At 35.4% G+C, this 16,983-nt stretch carries 17 protein-coding genes and 1 other annotated feature; all 17 genes read left to right on the top strand.

What is annotated here, in order from left to right; genetic code table 11:
- Positions 1–5: 5 nt before the first annotated feature.
- The 17 genes from ABE048_RS05690 to ABE048_RS05770 all read left to right on the top strand — a co-directional run bounded on the left by ABE048_RS05690 (position 6) and on the right by ABE048_RS05770 (position 16,881).
- Entirely contained in the window at positions 6–767 is a 762-nt protein-coding gene (locus tag ABE048_RS05690) for a cell division protein FtsQ/DivIB (protein WP_430309768.1), read from the top strand.
- Positions 768–1,169: 402 nt separating this feature from the next.
- Positions 1,170–2,456, top strand: coding sequence for a cell division protein FtsA (ftsA, locus tag ABE048_RS05695; RefSeq protein ID WP_430309769.1), 1,287 nt, complete (start codon positions 1,170–1,172; stop codon positions 2,454–2,456).
- 49 nt (positions 2,457–2,505) lie between these two features.
- Positions 2,506–3,678, top strand: a complete 1,173-nt coding sequence (gene ftsZ, locus ABE048_RS05700; RefSeq protein ID WP_430309771.1) for a cell division protein FtsZ — start codon at positions 2,506–2,508, stop codon at positions 3,676–3,678.
- Positions 3,679–4,128: 450 nt separating this feature from the next.
- Complete coding sequence (locus tag ABE048_RS05705) at positions 4,129–4,962, top strand: sigma-E processing peptidase SpoIIGA (RefSeq protein ID WP_430309773.1); 834 nt, start codon at positions 4,129–4,131, stop codon at positions 4,960–4,962.
- An 18-nt stretch (positions 4,963–4,980) separates the two neighbouring features.
- A complete protein-coding gene (sigE, locus tag ABE048_RS05710) occupies positions 4,981–5,688 on the top strand; it encodes an RNA polymerase sporulation sigma factor SigE (protein ID WP_430309774.1) in 708 nt (235 codons plus the stop codon).
- Between the two features lie 93 nt (positions 5,689–5,781).
- Positions 5,782–6,561, top strand: a complete 780-nt coding sequence (gene sigG, locus ABE048_RS05715) for an RNA polymerase sporulation sigma factor SigG (protein WP_430309776.1) — start codon at positions 5,782–5,784, stop codon at positions 6,559–6,561.
- Positions 6,562–6,657: 96 nt separating this feature from the next.
- A complete protein-coding gene (locus tag ABE048_RS05720) occupies positions 6,658–6,894 on the top strand; it encodes a PRC-barrel domain-containing protein (protein WP_430309778.1) in 237 nt (78 codons plus the stop codon).
- A 79-nt stretch (positions 6,895–6,973) separates the two neighbouring features.
- On the top strand, positions 6,974–7,678 hold the full coding sequence (locus ABE048_RS05725) for a YggS family pyridoxal phosphate-dependent enzyme (RefSeq protein ID WP_430309779.1): 705 nt from the start codon (positions 6,974–6,976) through the stop codon (positions 7,676–7,678).
- The gene (locus ABE048_RS05730; RefSeq protein ID WP_430309781.1) at positions 7,662–8,165 is read left to right on the top strand and encodes a cell division protein SepF; all 504 of its coding nucleotides are present in this window, start codon (positions 7,662–7,664) and stop codon (positions 8,163–8,165) included. The genes ABE048_RS05725 and ABE048_RS05730 overlap by 17 nt, the downstream gene beginning before the upstream one ends.
- A gap of 16 nt (positions 8,166–8,181) precedes the next feature.
- A complete protein-coding gene (locus ABE048_RS05735) occupies positions 8,182–8,445 on the top strand; it encodes a YggT family protein (RefSeq protein ID WP_430309783.1) in 264 nt (87 codons plus the stop codon).
- 217 nt (positions 8,446–8,662) lie between these two features.
- Positions 8,663–9,451: an RNA-binding protein gene (locus ABE048_RS05740; protein ID WP_430309785.1), complete on the top strand. Its 789-nt coding sequence runs from the start codon at positions 8,663–8,665 to the stop codon at positions 9,449–9,451.
- 93 nt (positions 9,452–9,544) lie between these two features.
- Complete coding sequence (locus ABE048_RS05745) at positions 9,545–10,054, top strand: DivIVA domain-containing protein (RefSeq protein WP_430309817.1); 510 nt, start codon at positions 9,545–9,547, stop codon at positions 10,052–10,054.
- A gap of 56 nt (positions 10,055–10,110) precedes the next feature.
- Positions 10,111–10,330 (top strand) — a binding site (T-box leader).
- A gap of 99 nt (positions 10,331–10,429) precedes the next feature.
- A complete protein-coding gene (gene ileS / locus ABE048_RS05750) occupies positions 10,430–13,201 on the top strand; it encodes an isoleucine--tRNA ligase (protein WP_430309787.1) in 2,772 nt (923 codons plus the stop codon).
- A 172-nt stretch (positions 13,202–13,373) separates the two neighbouring features.
- Entirely contained in the window at positions 13,374–13,850 is a 477-nt protein-coding gene (gene lspA / locus ABE048_RS05755; protein WP_430309788.1) for a signal peptidase II, read from the top strand.
- The gene (locus ABE048_RS05760) at positions 13,850–14,761 is read left to right on the top strand and encodes an RluA family pseudouridine synthase (protein ID WP_430309789.1); all 912 of its coding nucleotides are present in this window, start codon (positions 13,850–13,852) and stop codon (positions 14,759–14,761) included. Before lspA ends, ABE048_RS05760 begins: the two co-directional genes overlap by 1 nt.
- A 215-nt stretch (positions 14,762–14,976) precedes the next feature.
- Entirely contained in the window at positions 14,977–15,516 is a 540-nt protein-coding gene (gene pyrR / locus ABE048_RS05765; protein WP_430309791.1) for a bifunctional pyr operon transcriptional regulator/uracil phosphoribosyltransferase PyrR, read from the top strand.
- 33 nt (positions 15,517–15,549) lie between these two features.
- The gene (locus ABE048_RS05770) at positions 15,550–16,881 is read left to right on the top strand and encodes a uracil-xanthine permease family protein (protein WP_430309793.1); all 1,332 of its coding nucleotides are present in this window, start codon (positions 15,550–15,552) and stop codon (positions 16,879–16,881) included.
- The last annotated feature ends 102 nt before the right edge of the window (positions 16,882–16,983 follow it).

Here is a 16,983-nt window from a genome sequence, read left to right on the forward strand (position 1 = left end):
TCAGTTTGGAAAAAATTATAGATATCGAAGAACGAATTCCGACATTAAAAGAACGCCGAAAAAAAAGAACGAATCGTCGTTTTATCATGCTTATTGCCATTTTCGTTATAACCTTACTGACACTTCTATATTTTCAATCTCCCTTAAGTCACATTGAAAAAATTACGGTAGAAGGAAATCACCTTAAGAGTAAAGAATATTACATAAAACATAGCGGTCTTGAAAAAGGAGATTCTCTATGGGATTTCAAAAGTAGTACAATTGAAAAATTACTAAAGGAACAACAAATTGTAAAGAACGTGTCAATTAAAAGAAAATGGCTGAATGATATTACGATTTCTATTACTGAATATGATCAAGTCGCATATTTAAAAGAGAATGACCAATATAATTTGGTGTTAAATAACGGTACAATTCTACCTTTGAATAATATACCTTCTAGTTTGAATTTGCCGATTTTAGTAGGTTTTGAGGATGAAAAAACGAGAATGAAAATGATTCAACAACTAAGCAAGTTGAATCCGGAATTAACAACATTAATCTCTCAAATAAATGCCATTCCTAATGATTCAAATCCGTATGCGATTCAAATGTTTATGAATGATGGATATGAAGTTAGAGCATCAATACCTACATTAGCATCAAAATTGAAATATTATCCTTCAATCATTTCACAAATTAAAAAAGGTGAAAAAGGGGTAATTGACCTAGAAGTCGGAAGTTTTTATCGTTCTTATAAAAGTGAATATGGGGAATCTACAAAGTAATTTTGTCCTATAATTCAATAATTGTATAAATAATCAAAATTTATGCTATTTATTCTAGTAATCAGTTTTAATTATGCTATAAATATAGTAATCTTAGCTTAATGGAAATGATATGAGTGAGATAGAAAGTTGGTTTGGAAGTACGACTAAATAACTATTTTTTGAAAATAACATTTAAAAGTATGTGTTATATACTATTTTAATAGTATTCTGGAATCTTTTATGCTTTAACAAATAACATTTCTAGCTTTTAATACTATGTAAATAATAAAAAATACATCTAAAGTTAAAAAAAACAGTATAAATGAAGGAATTTTAAATGGTTTTCAGGAATTTATTTAGACAAGTTCATAATTTTACAATAGAATAATTACTAAGAGTTGTTGAAGGAGGTGCCACAGTTTGAGTCATTCAGAATTATACGTTTCATTAGATATAGGTTCTTCTTCTGTAAAAGTCCTCATCGGAGAGGTTAATGATGAGACTGTGCATGTAATTGGTGTTGGTAATGTTAAGTCAGCAGGTATTCGGCGTGGGAGTATTGTAGATATAGATACAACTGTTCAATCTATAAAAAAAGCGATTGACCAAGCTGAAAGAATGGTAGGAATGTCTATTAATAAAGTCATTCTAGGTATCCCTGCAAATCAAGTTCAATTACACGCTGTTAAAGGTGTAGTAGCGGTAAATAGTGAGAATCGTGAAATTACAGATGTGGATTTAGATCGTGTAATAGAATCTGCACAACTAATGTCTATTCCACCCGATCGCGAATTAGTCAATATTGTTCCAATTCAATATATTGTGGATGGTCTAGATGGAATTAATGATCCTAGAGGGATGATTGGTATTCGTTTGGAAATGGATGGAACGATGATTACTACATCGAAAACAGTTTTACACAATGTTTTACGTTGTGTTGAAAAAGCTGGTTTAGAAATTCAACAAATTTATTTGCAACCATTAGCCTCAGGCGAATTTGCATTAACTGAAGATGATCGTAACCGTGGGACAGCATTCATCGATATCGGTGGAGGTTCAACTACGATTGCAGTATTCAAAGATGGTCATTTTTTGCATACAGCAATGATTCCAGTTGGCGGTGAACATATTACAAAAGATTTATCAATTGTATTAAAAACACCTACAGAACAAGCAGAAAAGATCAAAACAGAATTTGGACATGCTTATTATGACGATGCTTCAGAAGATGAACTATTTGAAGTTCCAGTAATAGGTGCAGATACAAAAGAACAATTTAGTCAAAGATACATATCCGAAATTATTGGCGTTAGACTTGAAGAATTATTCGACTTAATTATTGATGAATTATATCGAATGGGTATTCAGGATTTGCCAGGTGGAGTGGTATTGACTGGTGGCGTTGCAAAATTAGAAGGTCTCCCTCAATTAGCACGTCATATTTTACAAACAAGTGTCAAGATTTATACGCCTGATTACATTGGCGTGAGAGAACCTGAATACACTGCAGCAGTTAATTTAATACGTTATGCATACAAAGAATCACAATTTAATCGGGATGCCATTGATAACGTTCCTTTGGGACCAGTTGGACGTGAAGAACATCATATTGATCAACAAAAAGGTGCTTCTCCATATGAATCACAAGAGCATAGAGATGGTGTGCTTACGAAAGTTAAGGGTTTCTTTAATAGATTTTTAGAATAATAAGGGCGATGTTCTCTACACATTATTAACAGAATTAGGAGGAATAGAGATGTTAGAATTTGATGCAAATGACGATCAACTTGCTATTATTAAAGTTATCGGTGTTGGTGGTGGAGGTAATAATGCCGTAAACCGAATGATTGAACATGGTGTACAAGGTGTAGAATTTATCGCCGTAAATACTGATGCACAAGCATTAAAATTATCAAATGCCGAAGTGAAATTACAAATTGGTGCTAAATCGACTCGTGGATTAGGAGCAGGTGCTAACCCAGAAGTAGGTAAAAAAGCTGCAGAAGAAAGCAAAGAACAAATTGAAGAAGCCTTAAGTGGTGCGGACATGGTTTTCGTAACTGCAGGTATGGGTGGCGGTACAGGTACTGGTGCAGCACCTGTCATTGCTCAAATCGCTAAGGATCTTGGTGCGTTAACAGTTGGCGTTGTAACTCGACCATTCACTTTTGAAGGGAAAAAACGTCAAAAACAGGCCATTAATGGAACAGCTGCTATGAAAGAGGCAGTTGATACATTAATCGTTATTCCAAATGATCGTTTATTGGAAATTGTTGATAAAAACACACCGATGCTTGAAGCATTCCGTGAAGCTGATAATGTTCTTCGTCAAGGTGTACAAGGTATCTCCGATTTAATCGCTGTACCTGGTTTAATCAACCTAGACTTTGCCGATGTTAAAACAATTATGTCAAACAAAGGTTCTGCATTAATGGGTATTGGTATTGCTTCAGGTGAAACACGAGCTGTTGAAGCTGCCAAAAAAGCAATTTCAAGTCCATTACTTGAAACTTCTATTCATGGAGCAAAAGGTGTACTTATGAATATGACTGGTGGCTCTAATTTGAGTCTATATGAAGTTCAAGAAGCAGCTGATATTGTATCATCAGCATCTGATGAAGATGTTAATATTATCTTTGGTGCTGTAATCAATGATAATTTAAAAGATGAAATCGTGGTTACAGTCATTGCAACTGAGTTTTCTGAAGAAGAACCTCAATTTGAAGGCCGTACTATGAACCGTAGTGGAATTGGTGCGTCTCGTCAACAAGCGCCTGTTCATCAAATGGCAAGTCGCGAAATACGTTCAGAAGAAGTTGTTCAGCCTGTACAAGAAATTCCACGTCAAACAACTCAATATCAATCAAATTCACAAGATGATGGACTGGATATTCCGACATTTTTACGTAACCGTAACAAACGCCGTTAATCCATAAATCTACAAGCGAAAAAGCTATCTACTTAGAATACATAGTAGATAGCTTTTTTTTGTGTATAAAAATAGATTCAGTATTAGTTGATTTACACAATTTAGAGAAAGTTGTTGAAAAGTAGAGGTGAATGCACGTACACGCCTGTATCTGACGCTATCTTTTTCGGTGCAAAGAAAAATTTACAGCTAAAACTAGTATGAGTGCCCCTGTAGTGAGAGTTTTCTGTGCTCTCAAGAGTTCGGGGTTTTTTCTGCCTCGAGTAATCGCAGGAGGTTGTCTGTAGAATTTTAAAATGTTATCAAATTATTGGCTAGAAGTATTTTTGCTAAAGGAAAGTTACTTAGAAAAATGTGTATTTCTGTCGGAAAGTTTCTGCTTTCTTCATTCACCCTTTGACAATTTTTGAAGATATCATATGTTACCTTTTTTATGTGGGAGGTGGTGAATTGTATGGCGAAGTACTGATATTAATCAACGCCCTTTTTAATTATGTCATTCTTTCCTTTACCAATTCAATTTGTTATATGCAGCAAAAAAGAATTCGACTAATAGTCAGTGCTTTTGTTGCTGGTATTTGGATCGTTATTTTTGGTCACCAATTTCTCATGATGGTCATTGCTTTTATTTTAATGATTTCAATTGCTTTTGGTATACAAATCCGTAGATGGTGGAAGGCAGCACTTATGTGTTTTGTAGCGGCATTGTTTGCAGGTGGATTATTTACCGCATTCGAACCGTTATGGATGCATACTTCTGTATTTACCTTAATCATAATAAGTGGTGTTGTAGCAACTGCTGGGTTATTTTTGTTGAAAAGTCGAATGCTGGTTGCAAGAGGTGATACTTTGCAGCAGCGTTTAGTTCAATTATGTGAATTGCAAATAGGAGAAATCAGCATTTCATTAAAATGTTTTATAGATACAGGAAATACGACAGTTGAGCCGTTATCCGGAAAATCTGTTCATTTTGTACGTTATAAAGCAATTGAACACTCTTTACCTGAAAATCTTAAAATGGCGTTGTTTCAGTGGGATGTAAATGAGCCGTATGATTTGGATATGTTCCCAGAAGAATACCTCAAAAGAGTGGCCGTTATTCCAATTACGACTGTTCAAGAGAAAAAGACATATAGTTTAGCTCTTCGTTATGATAAATGGCTTATTATGGACGAAGAAACTCGCCCAATCTCACCTGGTTTTTTTATTATTACAATTCAAAACACCCCGTTTCCACAAGAGGCAGATGCCATATTACATTTTACTGCTTTATATCACATTTAATGAATGGAGGTTTTACTAATGATTCGTCGATTTTGGCGTTGGTTAGTTGAAGCAATTGCAAACTTTAGGCAAACAGGTACATTTTATATTGGTAGTCATGAATCCTTGCCGACACCTTTAAAAAAAGAGGAAGAGCAAGAGATGATTTCGGCTTTCAAGAATGGTGATATGCATGCAAGAGATGTATTAATCGAACATAATTTAAGACTTGTTGTGTATATTGCAAGACGATTTGATAATGCTAAAACGCCTATTGAAGATTTAATCAGTATTGGCTCAATTGGTTTAATAAAAGCAATCGAAACTTTTAATGCAGATAAGAAAATAAAATTAGCTACATACGCCTCTAGATGTATTGAAAATGAAATATTAATGCATCTACGAAAAACGAGCCGTATGAAGGGAGAAGTGTCATTAGACGAGCCGTTAAATTCGGATGGTGATGGCAATGAGTTACTCCTATCCGATATATTAGGAACAGACGAAGATTTAATCACAGATGATGTGGAAAAAAAGATGGAGCGACAACATATGTTTCATGCTATTCAAAAATTAGATGAAAGAGAACGTTATATTATGGAGTGTCGTTTCGGGCTTGCAGGAAAAGAAGAAATGACACAAAAGGAAGTAGCAGATCATTTAGGTATTTCTCAATCTTATATTTCTCGTTTAGAAAAGAAAATCATCCAAGAATTGCGTAATCATTTGAATCAACTAACGTCATAATGGTTGAATTTGGAGAGAAATAATACGCATATAATTATCCGTTTCGGACACACTGAATTTACTAACAGTGATAAAGCATCCGGAGGGCAAAATATGCGAACAAAAGTTGAAATATGTGGTGTTGATACATCCACGTTACCTGTTTTGAAGCATGAAGAAATGCGGCAATTATTTGTTGCATTGCAAAGTGGACAAGAAGAAGTAAGAGAACAACTTGTGATGGGTAATTTACGGTTAGTATTAAGCATCGTCGGTCGATTTGCTTATAGAGGTGAGCAGGCTGATGATTTGTTTCAAGTAGGATGTATTGGGCTATTAAAATCAATTGACCATTTTGACTTATCACATAATGTTCGATTTTCAACCTATGCAGTACCAATGATTATAGGTGAAATTAGAAGACACTTAAGAGATCATCATCCACTACGTGTATCTAGATCATTACGTGATATAGCATATAAAGCAATGCAAGCAAAAGAGCAATTTTTAACTGAAGAATTACGTGAACCTAATTTAACTGATTTGGCACGTATGACAGGTTTACCACAGGAAGATATATTATTTGCACTTGATGCAATTCAAGAGCCTATGTCCTTGCATGAGCCGATATATGCTGATGGAGGAGATCCTGTATACATGATGGATCAGTTAAAAGACCAAACAGTTTCTGAGGATCGCTGGTTGACGTATGTATCCATTAAAGAACAAATACAAAAATTAGATAGAAGGCAACAAAATATTCTCTCTAAACGTTATTATTATGGTCATACTCAAACAGAAATTGCGAAAGATTTAGGAATTTCGCAAGCGCAAATTTCTAGATTAGAAAAAAGTGCACTTAAAACGATTCAAGAACAAGCGAGTGAGAAATAATATACAAGCGTTTTCGCTTTTAAATTAGCATCAATCTTGAATGGATTGATGCTTTTTTTTCATTTGCATACATAAAATGCTCTAGGAGGGATGCGAATGCGCTTTTCAGAAATTCAACGTAAAGAAATAATTGCTGCAAATAGTGGACGCTTCTTAGGATATGTTGAAGATGCGGTTGTTCATAAAGATACTGGATATGTTGAAGCTTTTGTAGTTGCAGAACCCAAAAAATTCATGTCATTCTCTAGTAATCAAAAGGAAACTTTGAAAATCCCTATTGAAGATATTATTGTAGTTGGAAAAGATATCATATTAGTAAAAGGATTGGACTGAAGAATATGGTATTCATTGATAAATCTCACTAGGCTTGATACAATTAGGTAACAAGTATCTTTAAAAAAAAGAGGCTACTATGACATTAATTATTGATAATTTACAAGATATTCAAAAAAACATCCAAAATGCTGTAAAAAAAGCTGGCAGAGAAATTTCTGATATCACAATTATTGCAGTTACAAAGCAAGTTTCTACGGAACGAGCTATTGAAGCAATAGATGCCGGCTTAACTCATTTAGGCGAAAATCGACCTGAAGGGTTATTAGAAAAACATGAAACAATTGCAAATCATGCAACTTGGCATTACATTGGTTCTATGCAAACAAGAAAAGTTCGAAAAGTAATTGATCAAATTGATTATTTACATTCGCTTGATCGTATTAGTTTAGCAGAAGAAATTAATAAACGTGTCAATCACCCAGTAAACTGTTTTGTACAAGTTAATGTATCCGGTGAAGAGGCAAAACACGGTCTATCACCGGTAGAATTGCCAACCTTTATCGAACAATTATCAGACTATCCACATATTCGTGTGGCAGGCTTGATGACAATGGCACCTAACACAGAAGATAAAGAACTTATTCGAAGTGTTTTTAAAGATCTAAAAAAATTACAGTTAGAGATTGCTAGTAAAGGTTATGAATACGCGCCATGCACAGAACTTTCAATGGGCATGTCTAACGACTATGAAATTGCGATTGAAGAAGGTGCTACGTTCGTCCGCATTGGCACAGCTCTAGTTGGCAATGAAAGAAGGGAATCTAATGAAGGTGAAAGATAAACTGAAAAACTTTTTCTATTTGGAAGAGGATGATGACTATGTGGAAGAACAGGATGTGCAACAAGAATCTGTTCGTCAGCAAACAGCAACATCAGTTCCAAGACAACAAGTAAAGCCGGCGGTAAGTAAACCAGCAGCTGTTAAGAAACCAACAGTAAAAGAACGTCAAAAACAAGTAGAGCATTCAAATGTCCCTAATCTTGTAAGTATTACACAAAAAACATCAAAAGTTGTTTTATCTGAACCACGTGTTTATGCAGAAGCGCAAGATATTGCTGATAATTTAAAAAACAAGCGGGCTGTTGTGGTTAATTTACAACGTATTGATCGAGAACAAGGAATACGAATCATCGATTTTTTAAGTGGAACTATTTTTGCCTTAGGTGGAGACATCAAACGAATCGGTACCGATATATTCTTATGTACACCAGATAACGTAGAAGTAGACGGAAATATTTCAGATTATTACTATGAAGATTTACAATAGAGGAGTTTAACTATTAATGGCAATATTTACAATTGTTAATTACTTATTTCAGATTTATTCAATTGCGCTAATTGTGTATATTCTGATGTCTTGGATACCAGCAGCTTACGGATCTACGGTGGGAAGAATTTTAGCTAAAATTTGTGATCCATACTTGGATATCTTTAGACGTTTTATCCCGCCTATTGGTATGATTGATATTTCGCCAATTGTTGCATTATTCGTATTGAACTTAGTGCAAACTGGCGTGTTTTATGTATTGAGTTATATTGTATTTTAAATCCAGCTATCTTTGTTGAGGTGGAATTAGCGGAAACTCCTGTGGGAAAACGAGCTAGATGAGACCCCACAGCGAGATTTTTTCTGCGACGAGGCTCGTCAGTTCGCCCACGGAAAGCGGAGCTAATTTTACTTCGGTAATAACGTAATTGTAATAAAATAATTTTTTAGTGTCCTCACTATAAGGTGAGGATTTTTTTACGATAGGGGGATAGATGATGGAGGACATATTCCAACATTTTAGACCAGAAGAAAAAACATTTATAGAACAAGTAATAGGTTGGAAAAAGGAAGTAGAAGATCGTTATGCCCCAAAACTAACGGATTTTTTGGATCCGCGTCAACAATTAATTGTACACTCGATAGTGGGAAAAAACGGAAATGTATTAGTGTCTTCTTTTGGACGATTCAGTGAGGCTGAACGTCAACGATTGCTTATCTTTCCTGACTATTTTCAACCATCTGATGAAGATTATGATATTACAATATGCGAGCTTCATTTTCCCTCTAATTTTATCCAATTGAAACACCCTGATGTATTAGGTGCATTACTATCGCTTGGCTTAGATCGTGCAAAATTTGGGGATATTAGATTAGATGAATCAACTGCACAGTTTGCAGTAGCTAAGGAAATTCTTGATTATGTAAGAGTGAATCTTGTTCAAATTGGTAAGGCGAAAGCTCATGTAATAGAATTGCAGGAAGGTGCCACAGTATTGCCAGTTGAATCACATTGGATGGAACAAATGCTTACAACCAGCTCAATGCGATTGGATACCGTCTTAGCGTCTGTTTACCCAATTTCTCGACAAAAAGCTGCTATGTTGATTAATAGTGGTAAAGTAAAAGTGAATTTTGCTGTACGTGAACAAGTAGCATTCGAATTGCATGAATCAGATTTATTATCTATCCGTGGCTATGGTCGATTCTTTATAAAAACAATTGAAGGAAAAACAAAAAAAGATAAAATTCGCATTAAAATTGGTCGAATAGAACGGAAATCATAATTTTCAACAAAAATTTTGTAAATCTTGATGAAGTTACTAATAGACAAAGGTATAATAATGAGTAAATGCTGTTAAGGAGAGGTGCAAAAAAATATGCCATTATCGCCACTTGATATACATAACCAAGAGTTTAGTCGTGGTTTTAGAGGTTACAATGAAGATGAAGTAAATGAATTTCTAGAACAAGTTATTAAAGACTATGAACTAGTATTAAAAGAAAAAAAAGAATTAGAAGAAAAACTTCTTTCAAGTAAAGAGCAAATTGGCCACTATAATTCAATTGAAGAAACATTACAAAAATCAATTGTTATTGCTCAAGAAGCAGCAGAGGAAGTTCGTCGCAACTCCCAAAAAGAAGCAAAGCTAATTGTCAAAGAAGCAGAAAAAAATGCGGATCGTATTGTCAATGAAGCACTTTCTAAAGCACGTCGTATAGCTTTGGAAATTGAAGAATTGAAAAAACAATCTAAAGTCTTCCGAAATCGTTTCAAAATGATTGTAGAAGCTCAACTAGATTTAATCGAATCAGATGATTGGGATCATTTGATGGAATATGAAGTCGATACAACAGAATTAGAACGTTTAGATTTACCACAGGATTAATAATTTAGATACTTGACTCTAGGTCTTTGTTTTTCTATAATGTCATCATATATCTATAAAAAGTTATGATGGAGACAGTATTTTATAAGTGCTGCCAAGCGATTTGAGGATAGTGGAAGCTCAAACAAAACACTTATTAAGGAAAATCACTCCTGAACTAGATTGCTGAACCAAGTAAGCAGTCTCGTTAACACCACGTTACGGTGTCTAAAGAGGCGTCATTAACATCGACGCAACTAGGGTGGTACCGCGAGATAACTCCTCCTCGTCCCTTTTTGGGATGAGGAGTTTTTTTATTATTTTATGCTGTTAAGTATTAAGATGAAAAATCAACATTAACTTTTAAAAGAGCTTATTAAAGGAGGATTATTCAATATGGAATACAAAAATACCCTATTGATGCCAAAAACAGATTTCCCTATGCGAGGAAATCTTCCAAACAATGAACCAAAAATCCAAGAAAAATGGGAAGAAATGGACATTAATGCGAAAGTTCTTGAACGAACAAAAGATCGTCCTGCTTTCATCCTTCATGACGGTCCTCCATATGCTAATGGCGATCTTCATATGGGGCATGCATTAAACAAAGTATTAAAAGATATGATTAACCGTCATCGTTCAATGACTGGCTACTACGTTCCTTATGTTCCGGGTTGGGATACACATGGTCTTCCTATCGAGCAAGCTTTAACAAACAAAGGTCATGACCGTAAAAAAATGACTATTGCTGAATTCCGTGAATTATGTAAAGACTATGCATATGAACAAGTAGAACGTCAACGTGAGCAATTTATGCGAATCGGTGTACGTGGAGACTGGAAAAACCCTTATATCACTTTAAAACCTGAGTTTGAAGCTCGTCAAATCGGTGTATTCGGTGCAATGGCTAAAAAAGGTTACATTTATAAAGGGATGAAACCTGTTTACTGGTCACCATCAAGTGAATCTGCACTAGCTGAAGCTGAAATCGAATATAAAGATATCAAATCACCGTCAATCTACGTTGCGTTCGACGTGAAAGATGGTAAAGGTGTGGTTAATAATGATGAAAAATTCATTATCTGGACTACTACTCCTTGGACAATGCCAGCAAACCTTGGTATTTCTGTAAACCCTGAATTCACATATGCAGTTGTGAAAGCAAATGGTGCTAAATACATTATCGCTAAAGGTTTAATTGAAAAAGTTGCAGAAAAACTTGGTTGGGAAAATCCTGAAATCGACCGTGAAATCGCAGGTAATGACCTTGAAAATGTTACAGCTCAACATCCATTATTCGATCGTGAATCATTAGTTATGACTGGCGACCACGTAACACTTGAAGCTGGTACTGGTTGTGTTCATACAGCTCCTGGTCACGGGGAAGATGACTATCAAGTTGGTAAACGAAATGGCTTAGAAATTCTTTCAGTTGTAGATCATAAAGGTTGCTTAACTGAAGCTGCTGGCGAATTTGCTGGTATGTTCTATGACAAAGCAAACAAACCAATTTGTGAAAAACTTGAAGAAGTTGGCGCATTATTAAATCTATCATTCTTTACGCATTCATACCCACATGACTGGCGTACAAAAAAACCTGTTATTTTCCGTGCAACACCACAATGGTTTGCATCTATTGATAAATTCCGTCCAGAATTACTACAAGCAATTCGCGACACAAACTTCACACCAGTTTGGGGTGAGACTCGTCTATACAACATGATTCGTGATCGTGGTGACTGGTGTATTTCTCGTCAACGTGCGTGGGGTGTTCCAATTCCGGTATTCTATGCTGAAAACGGTGAAGAAATCATTACAGAAGAAACAATTGCTCACGTACAAGAATTATTCCGTGAACAGGGTTCTAATATTTGGTTCCAAAAAACAGCAAAAGAATTACTTCCTGAAGGATTTACTCACCCTGGTTCTCCAAATGGTGAATTTACGAAAGAAAATGACATTATGGATGTATGGTTTGATTCAGGTTCAACACACCAAGGTGTACTTGAAGAACGCCCAGAACTTCGTTATCCAGCAGATTTATATTTAGAAGGTTCTGACCAGTATCGTGGATGGTTTAACTCATCATTAATCACTTCTGTTGCGATTAATGGCCACGCTCCATACAAAGGCTTACTATCTCACGGCTTTGTGTTAGATGGAGAAGGACATAAAATGAGTAAGTCACTAGGTAATATCATTGCACCAAGTAAAGTCATGAACCAATACGGTGCAGATATCCTTCGCTTATGGGTAGCATCAGTTGACTATACAGCAGACGTTCGTATTTCTATGGATATGTTAAAACAAGTTTCTGAAGTATACCGTAAAATCCGTAATACACTTAAATTCTTACATGGTAACTTACACGACTTTAATCCAGAAAACGACTATGTAGCTTATGAAAATCTTCGTGAAGTAGACCAATATATGTACATGGAACTTCAAAACCTTATCAAAACTTCACGTGATGCTTATGATCAATATGAATTTGCAACTGTTTATAAAGCTGTAAATAACTTTGTAGCAACTGAACTAAGTTCATTCTATTTAGATATTGCAAAAGACGTTGTTTATATTGAAGGTGCAGATGTTAATGCTCGTCGTGCAATGCAATCTGTTATGTATGATACGTTACATGCATTATTGAAAATTATGACGCCAATCATCCCTCACACTACAGATGAAATGTGGTCATATCTGCAATATAAAGACGTTGAAAGTGTTCAACTAACTGATATGCCAGATGCTGTTCAAAAAGAAAACTTTACAGCTCTAACTGATAAATGGGCAAAAATCATGAACGTACGCAACGCTGTTTTAAAAGCATTAGAAGAAGCTCGTAATGCAAAAACAATCGGTAAGTCATTAGAAGCTAAAGTTACAGTTTATGGTGATGACGAAACAGTTTCACTTCTAAGTGATGCAAATATTCATTTTGCTCAACTTAATATCGTTTCGGAATTTGTAGTCGGCGGGGTATTAGCCGATGCACCAGCAGATGCTGTTAAAACAGAAAAAGTTTCAGTTTCTGTTGAAAAAGCAGAAGGCGAAAAATGTGAACGTTGCTGGACTATCTCAAAAACAGTAGGTCTCAACCACAATCATCCAACACTTTGTGAACATTGTGCAGATGTGGTCGAAAAATACTATGCAGATGTAGAATAAGAAAATAAAAAAGAAGGTGGCCGTTCACATCCAGTGGACGGTCATTTTTTCATTTGGTTCTTTTCAGATTATTTTTAGTGTCCACATAATTTAATAAAAGATGGTCTGTTTTTTCGAAATCGGTCATTATATGATAAAATAGGTTAGATTCGGAGTAAACGGAGGATTTGCTGTGTATAAATATTATGGAATAGCTATTTTCGTGATCATACTTGATCAACTGTCAAAATGGAGTATTGTCAAAAACATGAATTATGGTGAAAGTATTACATTGATTGATCCATATTTTGGCTTATATTCACATCGTAATCGTGGTGCAGCATGGGGGATGCTACAAGGTCAATTTTGGCTGTTTGCACTTGTTACATTAATTGTAATTGTGGGAATTATTTATTACTTCCATAAGGAAAGTAAAGGAAAACCTATGTTCCAAGTAAGCTTAATGCTTTTATTAGGTGGGGCGATAGGTAACTTTATCGACCGAATATTCCGTGGTGAAGTAGTAGATTTTGTACATGTAATTATCCCAGTCATAAACTATGATTTTCCTATATTCAATATTGCAGATGCAGCATTAACATTTGGAGTAATCATGCTCATTATTTATATGCTATTTGAAGAAAAACTAGAAAAGAAAAAGGTGAAGTAATGTCAGTCACATTTACTGTAACAGCAGAGGTTAAAGGCGAACGTATCGATAAAGCCCTTGCCTCAATGCAACAAGACTGGTCACGAACACAAATTCAAGGATTTGTACAGGATGGTTTTGTTGTCGTGAACGGACAAGTAATAAAACAAAAATACAAAGTAAAAGAAGGAGATGTGATTACTGTTACGCCTCCTGAGCCAGAACCTCTTGAAATTATTGCTGAAGATTTGAATCTTGAAATTGTCTATGAAGATTCTGATGTTCTTGTTGTCAACAAACCAAAAGGTATGGTTGTGCATCCTGCACCAGGTCATACAACAGGTACTTTAGTAAATGGCTTAATGTATCATTGTAAAGATCTATCAGGAATTAATGGCATTATGCGCCCAGGTATTGTTCATCGTATTGACAAAGATACATCCGGCCTATTAATGGTAGCCAAAAATGATAAGGCACATGAATCACTTGTTCAACAATTAGTTGATAAAACTGTGACTCGTCGTTATACAGCATTAGTTCATGGCCATATTCCACATGATAAGGGTACCATTGATGCACCAATTGGACGTGATACGAAAGATCGTCAAAAAATGGGTGTAGTCGATAATGGAAAACATGCGGTAACACATTTCCAAGTGATTGGTCGTTTTGGTGTGGAATATACCTTAGTCGAATGTCGCCTTGAAACTGGACGTACACATCAAATTCGTGTGCATATGAATTATATTGGTTATCCTTTAGTAGGTGATCCAAAGTATGGACCAAAGAAAACAATCGATTTTAATGGTCAAGTATTACATGCAGGAATTTTAGGATTCGTACATCCGGCAACAAACGAGTATTTAGAATTTGAAGTACCACTACCTGAAGATTATCAACAATTGCTAGATGAATTGAAAAAGAACTATTGACATTTTAAGTCATAGAAGTCTATAATGATTATAGTGAAAATCTAATATTCACCTTTTAAAGACAGTCCAGAGAGGCTGAAAAGGGATGCGAAGAATGTGAGATTACTGTATGAGTTTGCAGTTTATTTGACATATCTATAAGTATACCTATATCCTCTTGGGCTTTTAGCTCAAGAGGTTTTTTGTTTTATAAGCGATGAGAGGAGGTACTAATAGTGACAAAAAAGGCCGATCTTTTAGACCAAGCAGCTATGAATAGAGCATTAACACGTATTGCACATGAAATTATCGAACGTAATGAAGGAATCGATGAATGTATCCTTGTAGGAATTAAAACAAGAGGTGCATTTCTAGCAAAACGATTAGCTCAAAAAATTAATATAATTGAGAAAAAGGAAATTCGATCAGGAGAACTAGATATTTCTCTATATCGAGATGATTTGTCGCTTAAAACTTCAAACGGAGAAGCACTTGTGCAACAAGTTGATATTACGTATGATGTGACAAATCAAAAAGTGATTTTAGTTGATGATGTTCTTTATACAGGAAGAACAGTACGCGCAGCAATGGATGCTGTGATGGATATCGGTAGACCTTCTCAAATTCAACTTGCTGTATTAGTAGATCGCGGACATCGTGAACTACCAATACGTGCAGACTTCGTCGGAAAGAATATTCCAACTGCTAGTCATGAAAGAATTGTTGTGAGTATGGTTGAAGTAGATGAACAAGATTTAGTAGCAATATACGATTAGAGATAAAAGCAAAATTTACGGGGGAAGTAAGATATGTCAAATGCTGTTTTAGATATCAATGAAAAGCCCAGCACAGGTCAGCTGATTACATTAAGTTTGCAACATATGTTTGCGATGTTCGGTTCAACAATATTAGTTCCAACATTAACAAATTTATCACCAGCCATTGCGTTGTTAACAAGTGGTATTGCTACACTGATTTTCTTATTAGTAACGAAGTTTAAAGTACCAGCATATTTAGGGTCATCATTCGCATTTATAGCGCCAATTCAAGTAGCATCTCTTGCAGGTGGTCCTGGTAGTGCAATGATTGGAGCTATGGCAGTCGGATTAGTATACGGACTTGTATCATTATTCATTTGGAAAACAGGCTATAAATGGATTATGAAAATCTTGCCGCCAATTGTAGTAGCTCCAGTTATTATGGTAATCGGCTTGGGCTTAGCGGTAACTGCAGTCAATATGGCAATGTACAAAAATGCTAATACACCAGACGCGGTTTACAGTCTACCTTATTTTGTAGTAGCTTTGATTACATTAATCGCAGCAATCATCTGTAACAATTACTTTAAAGGCGTTATTAGTACAATGCCAATATTAATCGGAATGGTTGTTGGTTACATCGCATCTCTTATTTCAGATTCAGTTTTCGGAACACAATTAATCGATTTTAACAAAGTCATTGAAGCAAAATGGTTTCAAGCACCAGATTTCTTAATTCCAGGTATCGATTACGACTTTAAAATTACATCAACATTGCTTCTAGCGATGGTTCCAATCGTAATAGTAACCATTTCAGAACATATTGGTCACCAATTGGTTTTAGGAAAAGTAGTAAACCGTAACTTCATCAAAAATCCTGGCTTAAATCGTTCATTATTAGGTGATGGTCTTGGTACATTAATCAGTTCATTAATCGGTGGTCCTCCTAAAACTACTTATGGCGAAAACATCGGAGTACTTGTGTTAACTCGTGTATTCAGTGTTTGGGTGATCGGTGGAGCAGCAGTATGTGCAATCATCTTAGCTTTCTCCGGTAAGTTAATGGCACTTGTTGGTACGATTCCAACACCAGTACTTGGTGGGGTTTCGATCCTACTATTCGGTATTATCGCTTCTAGTGGTTTGAGAATGCTAGTTGAAAATAAGATCGACTTCGATGATAAACGTAACCTAGTTATTGCTTCTGTTATCCTAATTCTAGGAATTGGTGGTGCGAAGATCGTATTCTCCGATACGTTCTCAATCCAAGGAATGGCTTTAGCGGCAATCGTTGGTGTAGTGTTAAATCTAATCTTACCTGGAAAAGCTCAACCAGATCTTGAACTTCAAAAAGAAGAGCTTAATGAACAACGGCAAAATTAAATAACATATAATTTACCTTTTAAAGGTTGCCCAGAGAGGCACAGAAGGGTGATTTGATACGATAAACTTGGGTGAAAAAAGTACAAGTCTATCATGTCATAT

It is taken from the genome of Rummeliibacillus pycnus (assembly GCF_050459865.1).
Lineage (GTDB): Bacteria > Bacillota > Bacilli > Bacillales_A > Planococcaceae > Rummeliibacillus > Rummeliibacillus pycnus_B.

What these genes read in the sequence shown, in the direction of transcription:
- ABE048_RS05720 (WP_430309778.1), top strand. Translation starts at nt 6,658, where the DNA reads ATGCGCTTTTCAGAAATTCAACGTAAAGAAATAATTGCTGCAAATAGT.
- ABE048_RS05735 (WP_430309783.1), top strand. Translation starts at nt 8,182, where the DNA reads ATGGCAATATTTACAATTGTTAATTACTTATTTCAGATTTATTCAATT.
- ABE048_RS05770 (WP_430309793.1), top strand. Translation starts at nt 15,550, where the DNA reads ATGTCAAATGCTGTTTTAGATATCAATGAAAAGCCCAGCACAGGTCAG.
- ABE048_RS05760 (WP_430309789.1), top strand. Translation starts at nt 13,850, where the DNA reads ATGTCAGTCACATTTACTGTAACAGCAGAGGTTAAAGGCGAACGTATC.
- ABE048_RS05745 (WP_430309817.1), top strand. Translation starts at nt 9,545, where the DNA reads ATGCCATTATCGCCACTTGATATACATAACCAAGAGTTTAGTCGTGGT.
- ftsZ (WP_430309771.1), top strand. Translation starts at nt 2,506, where the DNA reads ATGTTAGAATTTGATGCAAATGACGATCAACTTGCTATTATTAAAGTT.
- sigE (WP_430309774.1), top strand. Translation starts at nt 4,981, where the DNA reads ATGATTCGTCGATTTTGGCGTTGGTTAGTTGAAGCAATTGCAAACTTT.
- ABE048_RS05730 (WP_430309781.1), top strand. Translation starts at nt 7,662, where the DNA reads ATGAAGGTGAAAGATAAACTGAAAAACTTTTTCTATTTGGAAGAGGAT.
- sigG (WP_430309776.1), top strand. Translation starts at nt 5,782, where the DNA reads ATGCGAACAAAAGTTGAAATATGTGGTGTTGATACATCCACGTTACCT.
- ABE048_RS05740 (WP_430309785.1), top strand. Translation starts at nt 8,663, where the DNA reads ATGGAGGACATATTCCAACATTTTAGACCAGAAGAAAAAACATTTATA.
- ileS (WP_430309787.1), top strand. Translation starts at nt 10,430, where the DNA reads ATGGAATACAAAAATACCCTATTGATGCCAAAAACAGATTTCCCTATG.
- ABE048_RS05725 (WP_430309779.1), top strand. Translation starts at nt 6,974, where the DNA reads ATGACATTAATTATTGATAATTTACAAGATATTCAAAAAAACATCCAA.